Genomic DNA, 21,866 nt, shown 5'->3' with positions numbered 1-21,866 from the left:
CATCTTAAATGCTCGTATGAACTCATCTTTATGCACACGGTGTCGGCGTGGGCAGCGACATGTTGAGTGTCGTCACATTGACCGCATCTTCGCCCAGGAATCCAAGGCTAGCGTGCTCAGTGTTATCCGCGATGAGTTGTTCTACTTCTTCCACGCTCAGGCCCTGTTCGCGCGCCACGCGCGGGGCCTGCAGCTCCGCGTATTCGGGGCTGATGCCAGAATCCACGCCGGAGCCGGAGCCGGTGACGGCATCGGCCGGCACCTCCTCCGGGCTCACACCCTCCCGCTGCGCAATGCTCTCACGACGTTCCGTGATGGACTTCTCCAGCTCGGAACTGCTCGTGCCGTAGTTGCTCATGCCTTCCGCACGAGGGAAGAAGTACGGCCCATCCGTGAGCCCATCCTGAATCTGGCTCGAGCCCACGAGGCACTCGCCCTGGTAGATGAGGTTGCCGTCGGCGGAATCCGGTGTGATGCGAGAAATCGCCCAAACAGCCGCCGGGTAGACCATGCCGAGTACAACGACGCACAAGAACACAGCGACGAATCCGGCGATGAGGTTACGCATGTAGACACGCATTGAACTGTCCTTTTCTTTTTAAAGACCTGGAAGGAGGGAGACAACCTGGTCAATGAGCCAGATGCCGATGAATGGGGTAATGACGCCGCCCAATCCCCAGATGCCGAGGTTGCGGCGCAGGAGGGAGGACGCGGAGGCCGGCTTGTACGCCACGCCCTTGAGGGCAAGCGGAATCAGAGCAACGATGATGAGAGCGTTGAAGACAACGGCGGAGACAATGGCTGACTGCGGGGAATGCAGGTGCATAACGTTGAGGCGCTCCAGATGTGGCAACTGTGCCGAAAATAGCGCTGGCAGGATGGCGAAGTATTTGGCCAGGTCGTTGGCCAGGGAGAAGGTAGTCAACGCGCCGCGGGTAATGAGTAGCTGCTTGCCAATGCGCACGATGTCGATGAGCTTGGTCGGGTCGGAATCGAGGTCCACCATGTTGGCGGCTTCCTTAGCCGCGGAGGTGCCGGTGTTCATGGCCACGCCGACATCTGCCTGGGCCAGCGCGGGGGCATCGTTGGTTCCGTCGCCGGTCATGGCCACCATGCGGCCCTGCGCCTGCTCCTCACGGATGCGGGCAAGCTTGTCCTCCGGGGTGGCCTCGGCGATGTAATCATCAACGCCGGCTTCCTTGGCAATAGCGGCCGCAGTCAGAGGGTTGTCACCGGTGACCATGATGGTCTTGATCCCCATCTGTCGCAGCTCGGCGAAACGCTCAGCCATGCCGGGCTTGACGACGTCACTCAGCTGCACCACCGCAATAACCTTGCGGCTGCCGTCGGCTTCTTCCACCGCCACCGGCAGTGGTGTGCCGCCGGCTTGGGCAATCTGGGTCACCGCGTTCACAATCTCCTCCGGCCAGTGGCCGCCGGCCTCGGTAACCCACGCGCGCACGGCGTCACCAGCGCCTTTACGTAGCTTTCTGTTGGAGAAATCCAAACCAGACATGCGGGTCGAGGCGCTAAAGGGGATCACCTCAGCGCTTCGGGCTTCGTCGTCGCCCCCATCACTGAGCCCGTAGTTCTCCGTCAGCCACGCCACGATGGAGCGTCCCTCCGGTGTTTCATCCGCTATGGAGGCCACGCGGGCAACCTCGGCCGCCTCCTGCTCATCACTTCCCCGGGCCACAATCAGGCCGGTGGCCTGGCGGTTGCCGTAGGTGATGGTGCCGGTCTTATCCAGGAGCAGGGTGGCCACGTCGCCGGCAGCTTCCACCGCGCGGCCAGAGGTGGCCAACACGTTGTGGCGAACCAGTCGGTTCATTCCGGCAATACCCACGGCGGACAGCAAGGCCGCGATCGTGGTGGGGATCAGGCACACCAACAGCGCCACGAGTGAGAGTGGGGAAAGCTCGGCGCCGGTAAACAAGCCCATCGGCGCCAATGCGGTCACCGCCACGAGGAAGAGAATGGTCAGCGTCGATAGCAGAATGCTCAGCGCAATCTCATTCGGTGTCTTGCGACGCTCAGCGCCCTCCACCAGGGCAATCATGGTGTCCACGAAGGTGGATCCTGGCTCTGAGGTGATCTTCACCGTGATGCAGTCAGACAGCACCACGGTGCCGCCGGTCACGGCACAGCGGTCACCGCCGGCCTCGCGGACAACTGGGGCCGACTCACCGGTGATGGCGGATTCATCCACAGTCGCGGCGCCTTCGATGACGTCACCGTCGCCCGGGATGGTCTCGCCTGCCTCGACGCGCACGATAGCGCCCTTGGTCAGCTCGGAAGCCGGAACCACCTGAATACCAGAGTCTGTCAGGAGGTTGGCAGTTGCATCGTCGCGCACGGAGCGAAGGCTATCCGCCTGAGCCTTTCCGCGGCCTTCGGCGTAGGCCTCAGCAAAAGCCGCGAAGGCAATAGTGAACCACAGCCACACCGTCACAACCCACCCATAGACACTGGGGTGGATGATGGACCACACGGTCGTGAGCGCGGCGCCGACCCACACCACAAACATCACGGGGTTGCGGGCTTGGGAAAGGGGAGACATCTTGCCCGGTAGGGACTTGAGGGCCGCGGCGGCAAGGCCGTTACTCTTCTCAGAAGCCGTACGGTGAGGAGCCTTATCCGGCTCAGAATTCGGCTCTGTGGTCATGGTTGGGGTTGTCATGATAGTGCCTCCGAAATGGGACCTAGGGTGAGAACGGGGAAGAAGGTTAGTGCGGCGACCAGCAGAATCACGCCTATGGTGAGGAGTGCGAAGGTCACGCCGGACGTCGGCAAGCTGCCAGCCGTGGTGGCCTGGCGCTTTTGCCCTGCCAGGCTGCCGGCGAGGTACAGGGCAAAGACGATGGGCAGGAAGCGGCCCAACAGCATGGCCAGGCCCAAGGTGATCTGCCACCAGGGCTCAGTAACCGTCAGGCCGGCGAAAGCGGAGCCGTTGTTGTTAGCAGCGGAGGTAAACGCATAGAGAACCTCGGAAAGCCCGTGTGCATTGTCCGCGGTACCCGGCGCTCCAAAGTTCGTCGCCGAGAGTTCGACCAGCTTGCGTTGAGCCACCGAGGCGCCGACGCCCACGAGAACCAGGACAGGCATGGTGAGGATGTACAGGCTGACCGCGGAGATTTCCTTGCGGCCGATCTTGTTGCCCATGAATTCCGGGGTACGCCCCACCAGAAGCCCGCCGATAAAGACGGCCAGGATGGCTACAATGAGCAGGCCATACAGGCCGGTGCCCACACCGCCCGGCGCGATTTCGCCCAACAACATGTTGAGGATGAGCAAGCCACCACCGAGCGGGGAATAGCTATCGTGCATGGAGTCCACCGCACCCGTCGAGGTGCCCGTCGTGGAGACCGCAAACAGCGCGGAAGCATCAATGCCGAGGCGCTGTTCGATGCCCTCCATGTTGGCCCCAGCCGCGTGTGCCGCACCGCCGACAAGGGTGTGCTGAGCCCAGGTGACCAGGACCACCATGAGTGTCCAGAGGCCGCCAGCCACGCCCAGAAGCGTCCACGCATGCTTCTGAGAATTCAGCATCACGCCGTAGACACGGATGAAGCAGAAGGAGATGACCAGGAGGGAGAAGATTTCCACCAGGTTGGTGAAACCGGTGGGGTTTTCAAAGGGATGGGCAGAGTTAGCGCCAAAGATGCCACCGCCGTTGGTTCCCAGCAGCTTGATGGCTTCCTGGCTGGCCACGGGCGCACGCGAAATGTCCACGCCCGAGGCGGTCACCAGATTGGAACCAAAGGTCTGCATGGTGCCGCCGAGGATGAGCACGGTGGAGATGATGAGTGACAGGGGAAGCAGAATGCGGACGAGACCGCGGGTGAGGTCTACCCAAAAGTTGCCGATGAGGTGCTGACCGCTCTCAGTGGCCAGTGTGTCACGGCTGTAACCCAGGTGGCCGATACCGCGAATGAGGGCGACGGCAACGCACATACCCACGGCAGCCGAGGCAAAGTTTTGCACGGTCAATCCCAGCATCTGGGAGGCGTTGGTCAGGGTGTCTTCGCCGGAGTAGGACTGCCAGTTGGTGTTGGCGGTAAAAGAAGCCGCAGTGTTGAATGCCATCCACGGCTCCACCGCTTCCTCCCGGGCATTGCCAAAGCTGGGCAAGACGGCTTGGAGGCGTTGCACCGCATAGAGAACCAGCACGGAGGCCAGGCTGAATCCCAGCAGCGCCCGCGTGTAGTTCTTGGCGTTGTGGCCTCGGTTGGGGTCAACCCTCAGGATTCTGTACACGAGGCGCTCCACGGCCCAGTCATTGTCGGAGCTATAGGCGCGGGCCATCCAGTTGCCGAGCGGCACGTACGATGCACCGAGAAGTACACAGAGGGCAAGGTATTGCGGCGCCACTGCCGCGATGCTGGCGATCATGCGAAACGCTCCGGGTCAATAAGGGAAATGATGAGGTAGGCCACGAGCGCTACAACAATGATGAGCCCGATGACCGCAGTGATGGTGTTCATGATTTAGGCATCTCCGTCCATAAACTCGTTGATGGCGGAGGGAGCGCTAAATGTCAGAACCACGATCACGATGACCAGAATGTCCAACATGTGGGAAAGACCCCCTTGGGTGAAAGCAATACAAGGTTGTGCCCGGTGCGTATGGGCATCGGGCGCCGGTGCCGGTAAGCACCTGCCGAGCATTGACGTTAGGCCTGCTCTCCCCCGGTCCTAACGCTTATTTGCAGCATCTTTACACCCATTGACCCCGATTTTTACACTTCTTTTACGGCCCCCTTTACTTCCCTTCCGTCCTCGGGGATACCAGCGCATTCGTGATCCGCGCCGTACACAGCCTCCTCTCCTCCTCATCTGTAATGACGATCTCGTGGGAGCACAGCGTCTTACCCAACTTGAGGACGGTGGCCGTTGCTGTCACCAAACCTTCGCGCCCGGAAGCGTGGTGCGTTGCGTTGATGTCTACGCCCACGGCGACCTTGCCCAGCGTCGAGGCGTGAATCACCGCCGCCCAGCTGCCCACTGCCTCAGCTAGGCACGCCATGGCTCCGCCGTGGAGCAGACCGAAAGATTGGGTATTGCCCTCGACCGGCATGGTGGCCACCACTCGCTCAGCAGACTCTTCCAGGATCTCTACCCCCATCTTCTTGTCCAGCTCCCCCAACTGAATCTTCCATACCTCCGCGGCCATGCTGCACTCCTTACTTAGTCCTAGAAATGTGACGCAGACTATACTAGCCTGTATTTACTGACCAACCGTTCGGAAACTAATGGAAAGGCCAATCTTCAAGCCATGACTGAAGCCCTCGTCCCCAGCTACCTCTCCGGCCAGTGGCTCACCCCGGACAACCCCTCGCGCGTGACCGACGTGCGCGACGCTTCCACCGGAGATATCGTCGCCCGCGTGAGCGCCGAAGGCCTCGACATTGCCGGCGCCATCGACTACGCCCGCAGCACTGGGCGCGATGAGCTGCAGAAACTCACTTTCTACGAGCGCGCTCTCAAGCTCAAGGAGTTGGCGATCTACCTACAGGATCACCGCGAGGAGCTCTACGAACTGGCCAACAAAGCCGGCGCCACCGAGCGCGACAACTTTGTTGACGTCGATGGCGACATTTCCACCATGTTCACCTTCTCCTCGAAGAGCCGCCGCGAGATGCCCAATTCCACCGTGATGCCGGATGGTGAGGCGGAGGTCTTCTCCAAGGACGGTTCCTTCATCGGCCGCCACATCTACACCTCCATCCCCGGCATCGCAGTGCAGATCAACGCCTTTAACTTCCCCGTCTGGGGCATGTTGGAGAAGCTCGCCCCGGCCTTCATCGCGGGCGTCCCCTCCATTGTTAAGCCCGCCACGCCGACCGGCTACATCACCGCGGCCTGCGTGCGTCTCATGATTGATTCCGGAATCTTGCCGGAAGGCAGCCTATAGCTCATCTCCGGTTCCGCCCGTGACTTGCTGGATCACCTGGACTACCGCGACCATGTGGCCTTCACCGGCTCTGCCGATACCGCCACTACCCTGCGCGCGCACCGCAATGTCATCGAAGGCGGCATCCAGTTCAGCGCGGAGGCAGACTCCCTCAATGCCGCCATCCTGGGCACCGACGTCACGGCGGACTCCCCGGAGTTCGAGGACTTCGTCAAGGCCGTATTCGGCGAGATGACCTCGAAGGCGGGGCAGAAGTGTACCGCTATCCGTCGTGCCATCGTTCCGCATGCGCTTGTCGACGCCACCATTGACGCCCTCAGCACCCGCCTGCGCGAGAAGGTCGTCGTGGGAGACCCGCGCGATGCCAACGCAACCATGGGCCCGCTGGTCTCCGCGGAACAGAAGGAAGACGTCGCAGAAGCCGTCGAGAAGCTCAAGGCCGGCGGCGGCGAGGTAGTCTACGGCGGCGAAAAGCTCGAGGGCGCCTTCTTCAACCCCACCATCCTGCGCTTTGCAGATAACCGCGCTCCGGCCGTACACGACACCGAGGCCTTCGGACCCGTCGTCTCCTTCTTGGGCTACGACTCCCCTGCCGGGGCCGTCGAACTCGCCACTCTGGGCTCGGGTTCTCTTGTCGCCTCCGTCATCACCCACGATCCGCAGCTCGCCCGCGACTACGCTCTGGGCATCGCCGCCCACCACGGCCGCCTGCACTTCCTCGACCGCGATGACGCCAAGACCTCCACTGGTCACGGCTCTCCCCTGCCGCACTTAGTCCACGGCGGACCGGGTCGCGCCGGCGGCGGCGAAGAGCTGGGTGGTGTGCGCGGCATCTTGCGCTACATGCAGCGCACCGCCATTCAGGGCACTCCAGATCATCTCACCGCCATCACGGGCCAGTGGCACCGTGGTGCGGCCGTCCAGCGCGTCACCCGCGCCGACGTGGACAACGGCAGCGGCATCCACCCCTTCCGCAAGGATCTGGCCACGCTGCAGATTGGTGACCAGTTTTGCCTCCGACCTGCGCCACGTCTCCCTCGAGGAGATCCTCGAGTTCGCGGAGAAGACCGGCGATACCTTCTACGCCCACACCAACGAGGAAGCCGCCACGGCCAATCCCTTCTTCCCGCGCCGCGTAGCGCACGGCTACCTGCTGGTCTCCTGGGCGGCGGGCCTCTTCGTGGAGCCTGCACCGGGCCCCGTTCTGGCCAACTACGGCCTGGAGAACCTGCGCTTCATCACGCCGGTGACCTACGACGATTCCATCCGCGTGGAGCTGACAGCCAGGCGCATCACGCCGCGCGTCACCGATGATTACGGCGAGGTTTGCTGGGACGCCGTGCTCTACAACCAAGACGATGAATTTGTGGCGACCTACGATGTCCTCACCCTCGTGGAGAAGGTGAACACCACCTACGCCGAGGACACAGCCTCGGCATAAAGATGATGACGATGATATGCGAGCCACGTCACACAATCGGAGCACGTTTCTTTTATCATTACTGTCATGAAAGAAACCACTTCGGCTGAGAACTCCATCATCATCGTCGGTAGCGGTCTGGCCGGCCTGGTCGCCGGCTACGAGGCCCTCAAGGGCGGCAAACACGTTATCTTCTTAGAACAGGAAAACCGCAATAACCTCGGGGGCCAGGCCTTCTGGTCTCTTGGCGGTTTGTTCTACGTCGATTCCCCCGAACAAAAGATGATGCGGGTCAAGGATTCCGAGGAATTGGCCTGGCGCGACTGGGCCAACTCCGCCGACTATGCCCCAGTGACGGAGGATGACCGGCATGATTTCTGGGGAGAGAAATGGGGCCGCGAATACGTGCGCTTTGCCTCCACCGAAAAGCGGGACTACCTCAAGTCCTTGGGCCTCAACGTCCTGCCTACCATCGGCTGGGCCGAGCGCGGTTCCGGGGAAGCATCCGGCCACGGCAATTCCGTCCCGCGCTTCCACCTGACCTGGGGCACGGGACCGGAGGACGTGCGTGTCTTCCGCGAACCACTCTTGGAGGCCGAGAAAAACGGCCAGGTAGAATTCCATTTCCGCCACCGTGTGGACGAGCTCATCGTCGAGAAGGACGGTGCTGGCAGCCCACGCGTCGTCGGGGTTCGAGGCAGCGTCCTCTCCCCCACCAGCCAGCCGCGCGGCGAGGCGAGTCGCGGGACGTCGTCAAGCACTTCGAGCTGCGCGGCTCCGCCGTGGTCATCGCCACCGGTGGTATCGGCGGCAACCTGGAGAAGGTGCGCCGCATGTGGCCGACTGAGCGCTGGGGCGAATGCCCGAAAGAACTGATCACGAGTGTTCCCGCGCATGTCGACGGCCGCGGCATAGACATCGCCCAGCAGGCTGGCGCCCCCGTGGTCAACACTGACCGCATGTGGGCATATACCGAGGGCATGACCAACTGGAACCCGATCTGGCCCGGCCACGGCATACGCATCATCCCGGGGCCATCCGCGCTATGGCTTGACGCGGAAGGCAACCGCCTGCCCACCAACCTCTTCCCCGGCACCGATAACCTGGCGGCGCTGACGCACATCGGCCAGACCGGGTACGGCTATTCCTGGTTTGTACTCAACAAGGAGATCGTGGACAAGGAGTTCATCTTCTCCGGCTCAGAGCAGAACCCGGACCTGACGGACAAGGAGTTCAAGAAGCTCGCCTGCAAGCTAGGCCCCGGCACTCACGTGGCAGTCAAAGCTTTCATGGAGAGCGGAATCGACTGGGTCGTGGAAGACAACCTGGAGGATCTGGTTGCCGGCATGAACGAATTGTCACCAGAGGGTTCCCCCACCATAGATGTGGCCCACCTTAGGAATGTCCTAGAGGATCGGGATTCGCAGCTGGATAACCCCTTTAGCAAGGACGCCCAAGTCAACTACATTCGCGTGGCCCGCGGCTTTCTCGGCGACAAGCTCATCCGCGTGGCTCCCCCGCACCGCATCCTCGATGAATCCAAAGGCCCGCTTATCGCGGTGCGCCTGAAGTTCCTCACCCGCGAGACACTCGGCGGCCTGGAGACCAACCTGGATGGCCAGTGCCTCAACCCCAATGGCACAGTCCTTCCCGGCCTCTATGCCTGCGGCGAGGCCTCCGGTTTCGGCGGCGGCGGCATGCACGGAAAGAATGCGCTAGAAGGCACCTTCCTTGGCGGCTGCATCCACTCTGGCAAGCGCGTGGGCGAAGCTTTGGCGCGCGAATAGCACGGTTTTCTAATACTGTCGGGCACTATGAACCTCGCTAGGAACGTCCGTATCGACGTGGAGAATCCCTTCTTCACCACGGCCCGCTTCGTCGCCGCCCCCGCGGAACTCACCGTGGGCGAAATGATGATCATCGTCCACGCCGCGCTCGGCCTTGAGCCCTCCCATCCGGGCATCCTCGTGGGCGAGGAAGGCACGCCGATCGACGTCCTCACCATCATTGACCAGGACTTTTTCGAAACATTCCGGGAGGTTGCACACTACCACCCCTCGGATGGCGCGTGGAATATCAGCATCAGCGTAGCCGATAGCTCGCGCGTCGTCATGGGGCTTCCTGCTCTCATTGCCGGTGAGGGCCCCGATCTCATGAGTGAGCTGGGCAGTGCCGAGGCAATGTTCAAGGTGGTCCTCGACGTCCAGGCCACCATGGCCTACATGGCTGTTCCTACCGAAAGCATGGAGCGCATCTTCGCTCTCTTTCCCAACTACACCCTGGACCAAATCCATCAGCGCCTCACCACGTTCTTCCCGCCAGCAGTGGCACAGCGCCTAGCCACCATGGGCACGGGGGCTGCGAACCTGGAGGGCGGAACTAAGCCGGCGTTGCCTGGTGATCTCCCGCTTGATCCCTTCCGCTCCACGCCTTTTGAGGACATTCCAGTGGCGCGCCGACATCCACGAGGCCTACCCGGAGCTGCGGCCCGACTATGAGCTGCCGGCGCTTGACGACGCCATCGCCGCCCACGTAGGCCAACGCGTGCGCGAATACCTCCAGGTCATCGAAGAATTTCCGCGCCTTACCGGTGCCGGCTACCTCAAGCAGGCGGCTGTCTCGCGCCTCAAAGAGATCCTCAACAGCCCCAATGATTTTGATGATGTTAAACGAGAAGACTATCACCAGCCGTTGCTGAACTTACGCGGATTTCTCACGGACCTGGATTGGCTCAAGACCACAACGACACAGATCAAGCTCACCAAATATGGCCGCAAGGCCATGAGTGATCCGCTCTGGGCCACGCAGGAAATCCTGAACAACATTCCCTATGCCTACGCCGAACCGGAGGGCATTCCTCAGCTCTCCTTTGAACTAGTCCATTTGTGAAGTGCCCCGGGTTTTGTTCCTAGGCATTTGCCTTGATTTCCATTATTGCCTGTGGCAAGTTCTGCTTCCAAAATTCGGTTTCCACCTCGGCTGGGGTTCGGTATCCCAGGCTTTGGTGGAGCCTTACCTCGTTCCACCATGACACCCACTCGAACGTCGCGATTTCTACCTCTACAACGTCATTCCACCTGCGGGTATGGATTAGCTCGTTCTTGTAGGAGCCGTTAACGTTTGCAGCCAGAGCATTATCATAGGAGTCACCAACACTTCCGGTGGAAGCTGTAATGCCGTGCTGGGTAAGTCGCTCGTTGTAGACAACGCTGACATACTGCGACCCGTGATCCGAATGATGAATGAGACCTGTTGTTTCCTCAGCACACACGATCGCCTGGTTGAGAGCTTGCAGCGGCAAAGCTTTGAGGCGGCCTGAAGTGATCGGAGACTAGGTTTTACCCTAGGAGGACGATCAGCATCATGGCACGACCCAGTCAGTACGACGCAGCTACGCAGGACCGCGCGGTGCGCATGTACTTCGAGCGCCTCGAGGAAGGCGACATCTCCAAGGCCGGCGCCCGCCGGGAGATCGGCGAGTTGCTCGGCGTGAAGGAATCGACGCTGCGCAACTGGATCCGCAGGCACGAGCAGCAGTCGCAGGCCCCGGAGCCCGGTTCCCTGTCCTACGAGCAACTCCAGGCCGCTTACGACGAGCAGGCCAAGGAAGTGGCCAAGCTGCGTCGGGCCAATGAGATCTTGAAGACGGCGTCGGCTTTTTTCGCCCAGGCGGAGCTCGACCGCAAACTTCGGTAATCGTGGACTTCATCCGCACCTACCGCCACCGCTTCGGGGGCGAGCCAATCTGCGAAACACTCACCGCCCATGGCATCGCGATTGCCCCAAGCACCTTTTACGCCCACCAGGCCCGCGAGTTCGGCCCTTCGGACGCCGAGTTGGATCAGGCCTATGCCGCTCACCGCATCTACCGGCTATGGGAGGCCAACCGCAAGGTCTACGGCCGCCGTAAACTCTGGAAGGCCGCTGTCCGCGACGGCATGAGCATCGGTCGTGACCAGGTCGAACGGCTGATGAAGATCACCGGCATCCGCGGTGTCTCACGCGGGATGCACCGTAAGAAAACGACGGTGGCCAACCCCGCTCACCGCCGGCACCCGGACCGGATCAACCGCAGATGGACGTATCCGTCGCACCCGGATCAGTGGTGGATCGCGGACTTCACCTACGTGTGGACCCGCCAGGGCTTTTGTTACGTCGCCTTCATCGTCGACGCCTATTCGCGGATGATCCTCGGCTGGGTGGTCACCACGGTCATGGACACCCGGATGGTGCTCATGGCCCTGGAACACGCCCTGTTTTCCCGCCGGCGCACCCGCATGGACTTCACCTCCACCGGCATCGTCCACCACTCGGACGCGGGAGCCCAGTACACCTCGCTGGCGTTCACCGACGCGCTGACAGACGCCGGGCTCCAGGGCTCGATCGGCTCGGCCGGTGACGCCTTGGATAACGCGATGATGGAGTCGACGAACGGGCTCTACAAAACCGAGCTCATCGACTTCGACCCCGCACGGACATGGCGGGATGCCCAGGAGGTCGAAACGGAAACGGCCTCCTGGGTCTACTGGTATAATCACCAGCGTCTGCACTCGTCGATCGGTGACGTTCCCCCGATCGAATACGAGCAGGACTACGAGGAATTCAACACCACCCGAAAAGCCCAGTAAGGCTTTTACCCGTAGTCTCCGAAAAACTCAGGCCGATTCAGTGGTTATAATCGCGATTGCAAGGTTGATCCACCTAGACTCAACTTTAGGAGGTAGCAGACTATGCCCATGATGCGTATTGACCCGTTCCGCGAGCTTGATCGCCTCTCGCAGGAACTGCTGCGCGGAACCCTTGCCCGACCGGTGGCCTTGACGATGGACGCCTGGAAGGACGACGAGACCTTCGTCCTCGAATTCGACATCCCCGGCGTTGACTCCGACAGCATTGATCTCGATATCGAGCGCAACGTCTTAACAGTCACTGCTGAGCGCCAGTCCCGCACCCGGGAGGATGTGGAGGTCATCGCGGAGGAACGTGCCACCGGTAAGTTCCGTCGCCAGGTCATGCTCAGCGATAATCTCGACCCGGATGCCGCGCAGGCGCAGTACACCAACGGTGTACTCACGGTCCGGATCCCGGTAGCGGAGAAGGCTAAGCCCCGCAAGATCGAGATTTCTTCCAGCCCAGACCAGAAGGAAATCAGCGCCTAACCCCGCATAAGCGGCGCTGACCTAACCGGGCGGGTGGCTGCTGACCAGCCCCACCCGCCCGTGTCCTGTCTTTTGTAGGACACAAGACCCGTGCCCTGGCAGGCCCCACGCCCCGCTCGGTCATCATTTCCTCCAGATCGCGGTAGCTCACCCCGTAGCGGCAGTACCACCGCACTGCCCACAGAATGATGTCACGGGGGAAATGACGACCGGAGAAGATACCCATGGCTGTGATTATTTCACGTCGCTCTTCCTACTGCCCCAACTTTGCAACAGCACCGCTCTGATCGCTCTCTCGTCAATCGATCGGCGGCAAGACTTTCCTCACATCTAGGCGAAGTGCATTGGAACGAGCCAGCACCCTACCAACCCCTGTGATTTGCATGGCATGTGGGATCTGGTCCCACCAGGTTTCAATTTTTGCAAGGGTGGGTCGTAGTCGTAGTCTCTCTAGGAACAAATCGACAAGCTCGGGATCGATCGCTCCGAAGCCTAAGCGATCTTCTGCTTGCTCAATTAGTTCTGAATGAATGTTTTCGGAATTAGGTAATGTGTGCTTGAGCGTATCGGTATCGGCTACAGCGAAGCGCCAGTATCCGGGTCGTAATTCATGCTGCACCAGCAGAGCTGGTCCGAATTGTGGCCTGTCACAGATTATGAATGGTAGTTGAGGACTACCTATGGGCGCTCCCGATGCGAGATAGCCAGGCATTATTGTGGGGTAATAGTCCCGAAAAGACTTAAGTCCAGAGACTTGGTTGATACGTAACGCATCCAATATGTCTAAATGGTCTAGCCATTCTGCGCCTTCTGGCAGCGGGCCATCGAGCAAGTCTACGAAGAGATCCTCCATCGTATCTAGGCCATCATCCAAACGTGGGCCAAGAGGGCGATACTGCTGAATAGCCTGAATTACAGTAAGACCACGAAGAGCTTCATCATCGATTTGATCAACTATCTCGATCGAGCGCTCAATTCCTGCCTTAATATTGCGGGAAGCCCTCGCTTGACGCGATCAACTAGCAATCCCGCCAACAGATCATAATCACTGTCTTTATCCGATACAGCGGCGCCCGATTGTGCCTTCGTGTAGGAACGCTGAAAACCAGGATCTGCAAAGACCTCCAGTCGTCCCTCCCTCACAAGGGATGCGATAACTCGGTCATCAAGTTTGGTTATGCGTTCCTGAATTACTCGTACGCTTTCATCCGCATATTCTGGGTGCTGTTGCAAAGTTGGGCCAGGGTCGAAAAGCCCAACCTCAAGACATTAGTTGTCCTTGCTCCGGGGTGCTTAAGCTGTCTCGAATATCCGGCTGACGATCACCGCGTCCGGGTTCGGTTGCCCGTAAGCAAACATCGTCCCCTGGCCTTTCCGTAATGAATGCATCGCTTCCATCCCTTTCAACGTCCGGTAGGCGGAAATTCGGTTTTTGAACGCTCCCTTCGGCCCCAGGATTCTTTTAAGTCGGCCATGATCTCCCTCGATAACGTTGTTCAGGTATTTCACCTGCCGGTGCTCCACCGTCTGAGGGCAGATTCCCTCCGCCTTCAGCTCGGATATTGCCCTGGCCAGAGCTGGTGCCTTGTCGGTGTTGATGACCCGCGGGGACCCGGCTGTCGTATTCGACCTCAGGGTCTTGGCCAGGAAACGCTTGGCCGCCGCGACATTGCGCTTCGGGGAGAGATAAAAGTCCAGGGTCTGCCCACCGGCGGTAATAGCCCGGTAGAGATAGCACCACTTCCCGCCGACCCGGATGTAGGTCTCATCCACCCGCCAGGAACTGGCCTGCCAGTCGGGTACCTGCCGGTACCAGCGCGTCTGCTTATCCAGCTCAGGGGCATATTTCTGGACCCAGCGGTAGATGGTGCTGTGATCGACCGGTACGCCGCGTTCGGTCATCATTTCTTCCAGATCGCGGTAGCTGAGCCCGTAGCGGCAGTACCACCGGACCGCCCACAGGATGATTTCACGGGGGAAATGACGACCGGAGAAGATGCCCATGGCTGTGATTATTTCACGCAGGTCTTCCTGTCGCCCGAACTTTGCAACAGCACCCCTTGAATGATCCGCGGGTGGGATCTGCCGGGTCCTGGTTGTCTCGGGCGGGTTCTTGCAGAATGAAGCTGAAATCAGGGTCGGTCGGGCCTGGTGTGTTGACCAGCCGATCGAGCTCGATCAAAGCGTCAGCAGGTCGCAGATGTTGCGTGCGTGCCAGATCGATGTCTCTACTGCGTCGCCCGGAACCGATGCGAAGCAGCAGGCTGGTTCCGCCCTTGAGGACCCAGGGCGAGTCGGCATGGGAAAACATCCTCGTGAGGAAGATGTCGAAGGCGAACTGGTGTTGGATATTCTCTGGCGTCACTGCCTGGCGTTGTGCTTCGTTCCTGAGTTTCGCCAGAAGCTGGGTGCGCTTACGGACCAGAAGTATTGCCGGTGAGGGTTTAGTCATCGGACTCGCCTTCCTCTTCGTTGCGCGTCTTAGTGTCTTCACTGCCGTCCTCGTCGACGTTAATCTTGTGATCGAGGTTCGGGATGGGAGGGCGACCAAGTCCTAGTGCTCGGGCCTGGTCAAGCGCAGAGCTGGGAGTGAACTGCCCCAGTGCCGAGAGGCTCCCCAGCGCTTGAGCCAGCTCGCCAGAGGAGAACCTCGTCGCTTCCATCCACGGGGATGGGAGCTTCTCGTTAATGGAGGCCAACGACTGAAGAATGTTGGCATACCCACGGGTTTTCTGGAACTCCGCCAGAAAACCCGATACTGAACCATCCAGGTTCCCTTGCAGGGCCTGGGCAAGGACGGAGAGTCCCAGAGCTTCGGTGGCGCTGCTGTCTTCGGGAAACCGCAGCAGTGATTGCGCGACCAGGTCCTGACCCGTGGTGTAGCCGTAGTGCTCGGCATGGGGATCAAGCCTCTTGGAGACAAGCGAGGCCTTGAGGCGGTGGTCACGGATCGCATTGGCGATGACATGGTGAAGCTGGTCGCCATCGAGACGATCTTTCGCCAGATCCGCGATCGTCCGTAAGGGCGTAGTAACCGGCAGCCCTTCCACGACGGTGATGTCCTCGGCAGGCAGGGGTGTCACACGGTGGCGGATATCAGCAGCCGAGGACTGTTTTCGCACCGGTGAAGAAAACATATGGGTGGCCGGCGTGATATCGCCCAGCTCCAGGACGCTGGCGGCTGAAACATGCGAGACGACGATAGGGGGGTCTTCTTTCAGGCGTTCCTCCGCGATGGTGCGCGGCGAGGTAGACAGCCAGGCTGCCCGAATCTCCGTCAGAGAGTCTTCAGCCACCCCAGCCAGGATGTAGACCCCCCGGCGGATCCTGCGGATGACATCACGCTGGCACAACCTGGTCATGGTGGTGGAGTCAATACCTGAGTCGCTGGCCTGCGCAGAGGTGATCAGGCCATGCTGGAGGTACCCGAAAGCATCCAGAATGGGTGTGGCCTCAGAAGCACGCATGTAGCAAACATAGCAGGGAAATTTACTAAAATCTACGTTTACTGCGTTCTAGGCGTAGTAAAGCTAACTTGCACTGATTGATTGATCTACTTTTCCTACAGTCAAGGTGTAGTTAATGTATCTTCTTTGGTTTCCTCCTGCTGCGCCGCCAATAGGTCGTGTTGCGAAAGTCCGGTGTCACGCACCGGACTTTCGCAACACTGCTTAAACCCCGGGACTCAATCATCGAGGCCCTGGAGGACCTCGCGCTTCAACGCTGCGTCGAACGACTCCGCCAACGCGTTGTCAGCACTGCTGTCGATCGCTCCCATCGACTGCCGGATCCCCAGCTGTGCGCAGTCGTCCTGGAACGCATGCGAGGTGTTGCGATGACCAGTTGAATCCGCCTGTTGTCGGTCGGCTCGTCTTCGGGGTCCTCCGGGTCGTCGGCGGGTTCCTCGGGTTTCTTGTTGAGGTTCTTCGCGAGCTCGGTGGCGGCGGTCCGCTGGTCTGCGGCGTCCAGCTCAGCGACGGTGGCGTCGATGTTCTCAGTGCCGTCGGTGAGGTAGGTCAGGTACTGCAGTTCCTCCGCGGTCGGGGGTTTGCTCTCGTTGTACGCGTCGTTGAAGGTGGCGAGTGCTTCGGCGCGGAGCTTGGCAGGGTCTCGGGGAACTTGAATGGCATGCTCCCTGTCCTTTCCAGGGTTGGGGTGTTGGCCCCGGCCTTCCCGGTGGCTCACTGTGCATGCAAGCCGGTGGGGGAGCGTGTCAAGTTGTTTGTGTGTGGGGCGTGATTATTAGAGGTAGGGCTCGAAGCGGTCAGGGTAAGCCACAGACATCTGGTTGATGGCCTGCTTCCAGTTCGTCACCCGCCTGCCCTCGATCAGCCGGCCGCTGGTCGCCGCGACCCATTTGCCCTGCTTAGCGCGCTTGGCGGCCCGTTTGTCCTCAATGTTGCAGATCATCAACCACAAGGTTTTGATCGCAGACTCATCGTTGGTGAACTGCACCCGATTCCGGGTGGCTTTACGCAGCTCGTTGTTCATCGACTCAATCGAGTTCGTGGTGTAGATCACCTTCCTGGCCATCGGTGGGAACTCCAGAAACGGGATGAACCGGTCCCACGCATCGCGCCACACCTTGACTGACTGCGGATACTTTTCCCCCAGCTCGGAGGCCTCGAACTCCGTCAACGCCGCCAGAGCGGTCTGCTCGGTGGGGGCGGTGTAGATCTTCTTCAACCCGGCGGACACCGCCTTACGATCTCCATAGGCCACCCACCGGTTTGCTGCCCTGATCAGGTGGACGACACAGGTCTGGACCATCGAATCCGGCCAGGTGGCTTCCACAGCCTGTAACTCGCAACGCCGATTGGCGGTTTTTCCACAACTTCAGTTGGCGGTTGCAAGCGATGGAGATTGAGAAACCGGACAAGTCGTAAAGAGGTTCGGGCAGGCTCAGTAGATCCAAGCTATCGCCGCCGACAAAAACGAAGACAGTCGAGCGATCCTAACGGCCGAAGGTGATTCCTCTCCGGCAAGACGTCAATCCTTCCGAGCGATCCCCCTCCCCATCCCCCTTTCGGGCATGTAGTCACAACCCTTTCAATGGGCGCTCAGATCACAGATGACGACTATGGGTACCCTCACCACAATCAATCCCACAACGTGGTAGAGAACATCAGGGGGCAATCCTAAGGCCTGAGTCACGAAAATGCTGTGGGAGAACTTGTGACACATTCCCCCTCCGAAAGGATGGTCTTCACTCGAGCTTCCTTGAGAGGTGGGGTTCACACCTGCCGATGACATCTGTGGACTGTGCCTAAATCGGTCGTTTTAAACACAGGGAAGTTGAGGCCGTCCCCCTCAGATCCGGAAAGCTGGGATCAAGACGGGTCTGTACGTGCAGGGTCTGTTCTCCCCTTACGTAGCCCGATCTCATAGGAGGTGAAGGCGATCAGGGTGACCACAACCAGTGGGAGGATGAACCCCGCCATCACGGTGGTGAACCCCTCCAGGGCATCGTGTTCGGTAGCTGCAAGGACGAGATAGCCCGTGTAGGCGACATACAGCCCGAGAAAAACTGCCCCCTCCCACCGGGCCACCACAAATCCGGTGAAGACAACGGGCAGCAGGGCTGCTGCCGCGGCCAGCATGACCGGGATATCGAAGGCGATGGCGGCGCTGGACACCGGGATGCCGTCGAGGGAAATCAGGGCGGGCAGTCCGAGCACCAGTCCGATGTTGAAGATGTTGCTGCCCACGATATTTCCCACCGCGATGTCCCGTTCACCACGGCGTACCGCGGTAATGGAGGTCACCAGTTCAGGCAAGGAGGTACCGATGGCAACGACGGTCAGCCCGACCACGAGACTACTGATGCCCAATCCGGTGGCAATGTTGACCGCCCCATCGACCAGGAGGGTGGCCCCACCCACCAGCAGCGCGATTCCGACCACTATGAGCAGGAGGGATTTGAGAGTGGATGTGGCAGGTGTTTTTTCGTCTCCGTCCCCGGTATCGGAGGCGGCGGTGGTCTCCGTGGAATCGACCGGGGGCCGTGCGCGGCGACGGCTGGCAACAATCGTCCACACCGTGTGTGCAACGACCACGCTGAACAGGATCGCACCATCGACCGCGCTGATTACCCCATCGAGGGCCATCACGAGCAACCCGGCCGATAGAGCGACCATTACGGGAACATCGAACCGTACCAGTCCGCGTGTGACGACCAGGGGGAGGATCAGGGCGGAGAGTCCGAGAATAAACAGGATGTTGACGATATTGCTACCGACCACATTTCCCACAGCCAATCCGGGCTCATCCTGCCAAACCGCCCCGATGGTAATCGCCAGTTCCGGCGCGGATGTAGCTGCTGACACGACGGTCAAACCGACCACCAGTGAGGAGATTCCCACCCGGCGGGCCAGCGCTGACGCACCTCGCACCAGGAGTTCCCCGCCTACAACCAACAGCAGCAGTCCGACAATGATGCGTCCCACATCCAATAATCCCATGCCCCAGAGTGTACCGAGATCACGGCATCCTCGGAGTGTGGGAAGGGCGGCGGAAGACGCCTCTAATTATTGAACTGAGCGTGCCATAGGAGAGTGCATTCTACATGCTTTGGAAAGCGATGCCGCGCTGGATCAGACAGCGAGGCAGGAATATCCCCGTCATAGTCACCCACCCGCGACCAGGCAGTCGAACAAACATCCGCAGTTCCAACAATTCCACCGTTTACCTGGACGCAACCCACCAGTGCGCAGAGGATGCGGCGGTTGCTACCCGGTTTCCCGCCCAGGAGGCGGCAAATAACTTTCCGACGGGTCTTCCCCCAGGGCGAAGGGCCTGATGTCAATGGGACGGTCTGATAGGTGCTGTTGCAAACTTCAGGCGGAGAGCCGTGACGACCCAGTCTTCATCCTCTGATGCTCGCTGCGGGTCGGCGTTCTCAGGCAGCCTCGAACACCCGGCTGACGATCACCGCATCCGGATTCGGTTGCCCGTAAGCAAACATCGTCCCCTGGCCTTTCCGTAATGAATGCATCGCTTCCATCCCTTTCAACGTCCGGTACGCCGAGGTCCGGTTTTTGAACGCCCCCTTCGGTCCGAGGATCCGTTTCAGCCGCCCATGATCTCCTTCAATGACGTTATTGAGGTATTTCACCTGCCGGTGTTCCACTGTTGGCGGGCAGATTCCCTCTGACTTCAACTCGGCGATTGCCCTGGCCAGGGAGGGTGCTTTATCGGTGTTGATCACCCGCGGGGACCCGGTTATCGTGTTCGACCTCAGGGTCTTGGCCAGGAAACGCTTCGCTGCGGCGACATTGCGCTTCGGGGAGAGATAAAAGTCCAGGGTCTGCCCACCGGCGGTAATAGCCCGGTAGAGATAGCACCACTTCCCGCCGACCCGGATGTAGGTCTCATCCACCCGCCAGGAACTGGCCTGCCAGTCGGGTACCTGCCGGTACCAGCGCGTCTGCTTATCCAGCTCAGGGGCGTATTTCTGCACCCAGCGGTAGATCGTGGTGTGATCGACTGGCACACCCCGCTCGGTCATCATTTCTTCGAGATCGCGGTAGCTCACCCCGTAGCGGCAGTACCACCGCACCGCCCACAGGATGATGTCACGGGGGAAATGCCGACCGGAGAAGATGCCCATGGCTCTGATTATTTCACGCAGGTCTTCCTGTCGCCCGAACTTTGCAACAGCACCGGACGGATTAATGTTTGGCCTTATTTCTTCTTCCATGTTCATTACCTGGCAACGCACAGTCGGGGGGCGCTTAAAGTCAGATTTAAACTTTGCGAATACCTTGACATGGAATACCTTCCCGGTTCCCGAGCTAGACGATGAGACTCGCCAGCGCATCATTGATGCGGGTAAGAAAGTCCTCGCCGCACGCGCGCTGCACCCCGAGTTCTCCCTGGCGGAACACTACAACCCGTTGGCAATGGCACCAGAACTGATCAAGGCACACGGCGCACTTGATCGCGAGGTCGATAAGGCCATGGGGGCACCACGCAAACTCACCACCGAACGCCAACGCCAGGAAGTCTTATTCGCTAACTATTCACGCTTAACCGCACCCTCTAGGAAAGCTTAGCGGTATCTCCTCAAACGGTATCGTTGTTTACGCCTAACATTTTGAGTCCTGCTTCTTCGGTCGCTTCCGTTTCCTCGGTGGACTCATCAAGAGCATCCACAAAGGCACGCTGCTGGGCACCATCAAGTCGGTCCCACCACTGCGACAAACTTTCAACAAGCTCAGCCTGGGCCCGCTCACCGGAACTCAACGAGTCATCAATGCACCAGGCTGCGATACCTCGCGCCTGTAGCTTCCTTTTATTTCAGTTTGGCAGGCTGCAACCGCACGTCCGCCTACGGTATGCCCTAATGAGACACCACACGCGACACCAAAACAACTGTTCCACAGGGTCCCAGCCTCCATTTTTGATACACTTCTCATTAAAGCCAATGACCTAGTGACACAGAATGGAGGCAGGGTGGCCGGACAAACAGTTTCGTACATTCGAGTGTCGTCAGCTGAGCAGAATCTCGCCCGCCAGCGCGAGACCATCGGGCCGGTCGAGCGCGAGTTCGTCGACGAGCTCTCAGCCCGCAGTCGAGCAACGCGCCCTGGACTTGAGGCCTGCATCGCATACCTGCGCGACGGGGACACTCTCAAAGTCGCTTCGATTGACCGACTCGCGCGTTCGCTGGTGGATCTTCGTGGGTTGATCGACGAGATCACCGGCAAGGGCGCGGCAGTCGAATTCTTGAGCGAGGGACTGACTTTTGCCCCAGGCGTGTCGGACCCACGGTCTACGCTGCTGTTGGGAGTGTTGGGCTCCTTTGCGGAGTTCGAGCGGGCCATCATCCGCGAGCGCCAGGCCGAGGGCATCGCCCTGGCAAAGAAAGCCGGGAGATACAAAGGCCGACAACGGGCACTGACCCGAGACCAGGCCGACGAGATCCGGAAGCAAGCAAAGGCCGGCGCTCGACCAACAGAATTAGCCAAAGCATTCGGCGTTAGCCGCAGCACCATCTACCGCGAACTACAGAAAGAGGCGAACACATGACCTTCCTGAACATCCTGGGATACATCTTCTGGCTGGGTGCAGCGGCCATCCTCATTACCAAGGTGCGCGAGAGCGGCATCATCGCTGGCCCGATCTTAAGCATTTTGCCGATTGGTGGACTCGCAATTTCGCTAACTGTCGTGGCTGCGCTCGGTGGTGTGCTCGCTGGCACCGCTAACCAATTCGAAAAGGACATGCAGGCCCCACAGGTCACGCCGCAGCTTGTGGACTCGCCCAGCGATGTGCTTGATCACATGTTCTCCATCGCGAACACCCCCGCGCCCGAGCCCGAGGGATACTAGGCCACTTCAAGACCCGAGATGGGGCAGGAACGAAAGTGTTCC

At 60.0% G+C, this 21,866-nt stretch carries 21 protein-coding genes, 4 pseudogenes and 1 other annotated feature; of the genes and pseudogenes, 9 read left to right on the top strand and 16 right to left on the bottom strand.

The features are described 5' to 3' along the window. Positions 1-28: 28 nt before the first annotated feature. The 5 genes from ACXZ66_RS04255 to ACXZ66_RS04235 all read right to left on the bottom strand — a co-directional run bounded on the left by ACXZ66_RS04255 (position 29) and on the right by ACXZ66_RS04235 (position 5,172). Complete coding sequence (locus tag ACXZ66_RS04255) at positions 29-580, bottom strand: potassium-transporting ATPase subunit C (protein ID WP_458750668.1); 552 nt, start codon at positions 578-580, stop codon at positions 29-31. Positions 581-598: 18 nt separating this feature from the next. Beyond that, positions 599-2,680 carry a potassium-transporting ATPase subunit KdpB gene (gene kdpB, locus ACXZ66_RS04250; RefSeq protein WP_458750667.1) on the bottom strand — a complete coding sequence of 694 codons (2,082 nt, stop codon included), beginning with the start codon at positions 2,678-2,680 and terminating at the stop codon, positions 599-601. Then, on the bottom strand, positions 2,677-4,389 hold the full coding sequence (gene kdpA / locus ACXZ66_RS04245) for a potassium-transporting ATPase subunit KdpA (RefSeq protein WP_458751268.1): 1,713 nt from the start codon (positions 4,387-4,389) through the stop codon (positions 2,677-2,679). Before kdpA ends, kdpB begins: the two co-directional genes overlap by 4 nt. Then, positions 4,389-4,484, bottom strand: coding sequence for a K(+)-transporting ATPase subunit F (gene kdpF, locus ACXZ66_RS04240; protein WP_039672809.1), 96 nt, complete (start codon positions 4,482-4,484; stop codon positions 4,389-4,391). Before kdpF ends, kdpA begins: the two co-directional genes overlap by 1 nt. Positions 4,485-4,761: 277 nt before the next feature. Then, the gene (locus ACXZ66_RS04235) at positions 4,762-5,172 is read right to left on the bottom strand and encodes a PaaI family thioesterase (RefSeq protein ID WP_458750666.1); all 411 of its coding nucleotides are present in this window, start codon (positions 5,170-5,172) and stop codon (positions 4,762-4,764) included. Positions 5,173-5,274: 102 nt separating this feature from the next. Between ACXZ66_RS04235 and paaZ the strand changes: the two are divergent. From paaZ to ACXZ66_RS04215, 4 genes and pseudogenes are all read left to right on the top strand, one after another. After that, positions 5,275-7,354: pseudogene (gene paaZ, locus ACXZ66_RS04230) on the top strand (phenylacetic acid degradation bifunctional protein PaaZ). A gap of 66 nt (positions 7,355-7,420) precedes the next feature. Next, a pseudogene (locus ACXZ66_RS04225) lies at positions 7,421-9,120 on the top strand (FAD-binding dehydrogenase). Positions 9,121-9,147: 27 nt separating this feature from the next. Continuing rightward, positions 9,148-9,831 carry a hypothetical protein gene (locus ACXZ66_RS04220; protein WP_458750665.1) on the top strand — a complete coding sequence of 228 codons (684 nt, stop codon included), beginning with the start codon at positions 9,148-9,150 and terminating at the stop codon, positions 9,829-9,831. Then, positions 9,767-10,222 (top strand): hypothetical protein, encoded by a 456-nt coding sequence (locus tag ACXZ66_RS04215; RefSeq protein ID WP_458750664.1) that lies wholly within the window; start codon positions 9,767-9,769, stop codon positions 10,220-10,222. Before ACXZ66_RS04220 ends, ACXZ66_RS04215 begins: the two co-directional genes overlap by 65 nt. Positions 10,223-10,241: 19 nt before the next feature. On the opposite strand, the gene ACXZ66_RS04210 is transcribed toward ACXZ66_RS04215, so the two are convergent. After that, positions 10,242-10,634, bottom strand: a complete 393-nt coding sequence (locus ACXZ66_RS04210) for an integrase core domain-containing protein (RefSeq protein ID WP_458750663.1) — start codon at positions 10,632-10,634, stop codon at positions 10,242-10,244. A 62-nt stretch (positions 10,635-10,696) separates the two neighbouring features. On the opposite strand from ACXZ66_RS04210, the gene ACXZ66_RS04205 reads away from it, so the two are divergent. Both ACXZ66_RS04205 and ACXZ66_RS04200 read left to right on the top strand, forming a co-directional pair. Continuing rightward, positions 10,697-11,961, top strand: a protein-coding gene (locus ACXZ66_RS04205) for an IS3 family transposase (protein WP_458750662.1) whose coding sequence is annotated in 2 segments (ribosomal slippage) — positions 10,697-10,988 and positions 10,988-11,961 — 1,266 coding nt in all. Because the reading frame shifts where the segments join, the coding sequence is not laid out codon by codon here. Next, positions 10,987-11,118 (top strand) — a sequence feature (AL1L pseudoknot). It overlaps the preceding gene by 132 nt. A gap of 102 nt (positions 11,962-12,063) precedes the next feature. After that, positions 12,064-12,492, top strand: coding sequence for an Hsp20/alpha crystallin family protein (locus ACXZ66_RS04200; RefSeq protein WP_271033789.1), 429 nt, complete (start codon positions 12,064-12,066; stop codon positions 12,490-12,492). Positions 12,493-12,598: 106 nt separating this feature from the next. On the opposite strand, the pseudogene ACXZ66_RS04195 reads toward ACXZ66_RS04200, so the two are convergent. The 9 genes and pseudogenes from ACXZ66_RS04195 to ACXZ66_RS04155 form a co-directional block, all read right to left on the bottom strand. Next, positions 12,599-12,718: pseudogene (locus ACXZ66_RS04195) on the bottom strand (IS6 family transposase); the annotation flags it as partial. 72 nt (positions 12,719-12,790) lie between these two features. Further along, on the bottom strand, positions 12,791-13,345 hold the full coding sequence (locus ACXZ66_RS04190; protein ID WP_458750661.1) for a hypothetical protein: 555 nt from the start codon (positions 13,343-13,345) through the stop codon (positions 12,791-12,793). 440 nt (positions 13,346-13,785) lie between these two features. Next, positions 13,786-14,496, bottom strand: coding sequence for an IS6 family transposase (locus tag ACXZ66_RS04185; protein ID WP_458750660.1), 711 nt, complete (start codon positions 14,494-14,496; stop codon positions 13,786-13,788). Positions 14,497-14,509: 13 nt separating this feature from the next. Then, positions 14,510-14,803, bottom strand: coding sequence for a nucleotidyl transferase AbiEii/AbiGii toxin family protein (locus tag ACXZ66_RS04180; protein WP_458751267.1), 294 nt, complete (start codon positions 14,801-14,803; stop codon positions 14,510-14,512). A gap of 133 nt (positions 14,804-14,936) precedes the next feature. Next, positions 14,937-15,959 carry a type IV toxin-antitoxin system AbiEi family antitoxin domain-containing protein gene (locus tag ACXZ66_RS04175; RefSeq protein WP_458750659.1) on the bottom strand — a complete coding sequence of 341 codons (1,023 nt, stop codon included), beginning with the start codon at positions 15,957-15,959 and terminating at the stop codon, positions 14,937-14,939. A 250-nt stretch (positions 15,960-16,209) separates the two neighbouring features. Next, positions 16,210-16,677, bottom strand: a complete 468-nt coding sequence (locus ACXZ66_RS04170; RefSeq protein ID WP_018296664.1) for a hypothetical protein — start codon at positions 16,675-16,677, stop codon at positions 16,210-16,212. 57 nt (positions 16,678-16,734) lie between these two features. Continuing rightward, positions 16,735-17,292, bottom strand: a pseudogene (locus ACXZ66_RS04165) (IS256 family transposase); the annotation flags it as partial. A 530-nt stretch (positions 17,293-17,822) separates the two neighbouring features. Beyond that, positions 17,823-18,953, bottom strand: a complete 1,131-nt coding sequence (locus tag ACXZ66_RS04160) for a calcium/sodium antiporter (RefSeq protein ID WP_458750658.1) — start codon at positions 18,951-18,953, stop codon at positions 17,823-17,825. Positions 18,954-19,390: 437 nt separating this feature from the next. Then, positions 19,391-20,101 carry an IS6 family transposase gene (locus ACXZ66_RS04155; RefSeq protein WP_458750657.1) on the bottom strand — a complete coding sequence of 237 codons (711 nt, stop codon included), beginning with the start codon at positions 20,099-20,101 and terminating at the stop codon, positions 19,391-19,393. 64 nt (positions 20,102-20,165) lie between these two features. Here ACXZ66_RS04155 and ACXZ66_RS04150 point away from each other — a divergent pair, with 64 nt between their 5' ends. Further along, entirely contained in the window at positions 20,166-20,546 is a 381-nt protein-coding gene (locus tag ACXZ66_RS04150; RefSeq protein WP_458751265.1) for a type IIL restriction-modification enzyme MmeI, read from the top strand. Between the two features lie 10 nt (positions 20,547-20,556). On the opposite strand, the gene ACXZ66_RS04145 is transcribed toward ACXZ66_RS04150, so the two are convergent. Beyond that, complete coding sequence (locus ACXZ66_RS04145; protein ID WP_458750656.1) at positions 20,557-20,736, bottom strand: hypothetical protein; 180 nt, start codon at positions 20,734-20,736, stop codon at positions 20,557-20,559. A 210-nt stretch (positions 20,737-20,946) separates the two neighbouring features. Here ACXZ66_RS04145 and ACXZ66_RS04140 point away from each other — a divergent pair, with 210 nt between their 5' ends. Beyond that, positions 20,947-21,522, top strand: a complete 576-nt coding sequence (locus tag ACXZ66_RS04140) for a recombinase family protein (protein ID WP_458750655.1) — start codon at positions 20,947-20,949, stop codon at positions 21,520-21,522. Next, on the top strand, positions 21,519-21,824 hold the full coding sequence (locus ACXZ66_RS04135; protein ID WP_458750654.1) for a hypothetical protein: 306 nt from the start codon (positions 21,519-21,521) through the stop codon (positions 21,822-21,824). The genes ACXZ66_RS04140 and ACXZ66_RS04135 overlap by 4 nt, the downstream gene beginning before the upstream one ends. Positions 21,825-21,866: the final 42 nt, after the last annotated feature.

This window comes from Corynebacterium sp. S7, assembly GCF_054401105.1.
The sequence above is the reverse complement of the archived record's forward strand: the minus strand, read 5'-3'. Positions and strand labels throughout refer to the sequence as shown.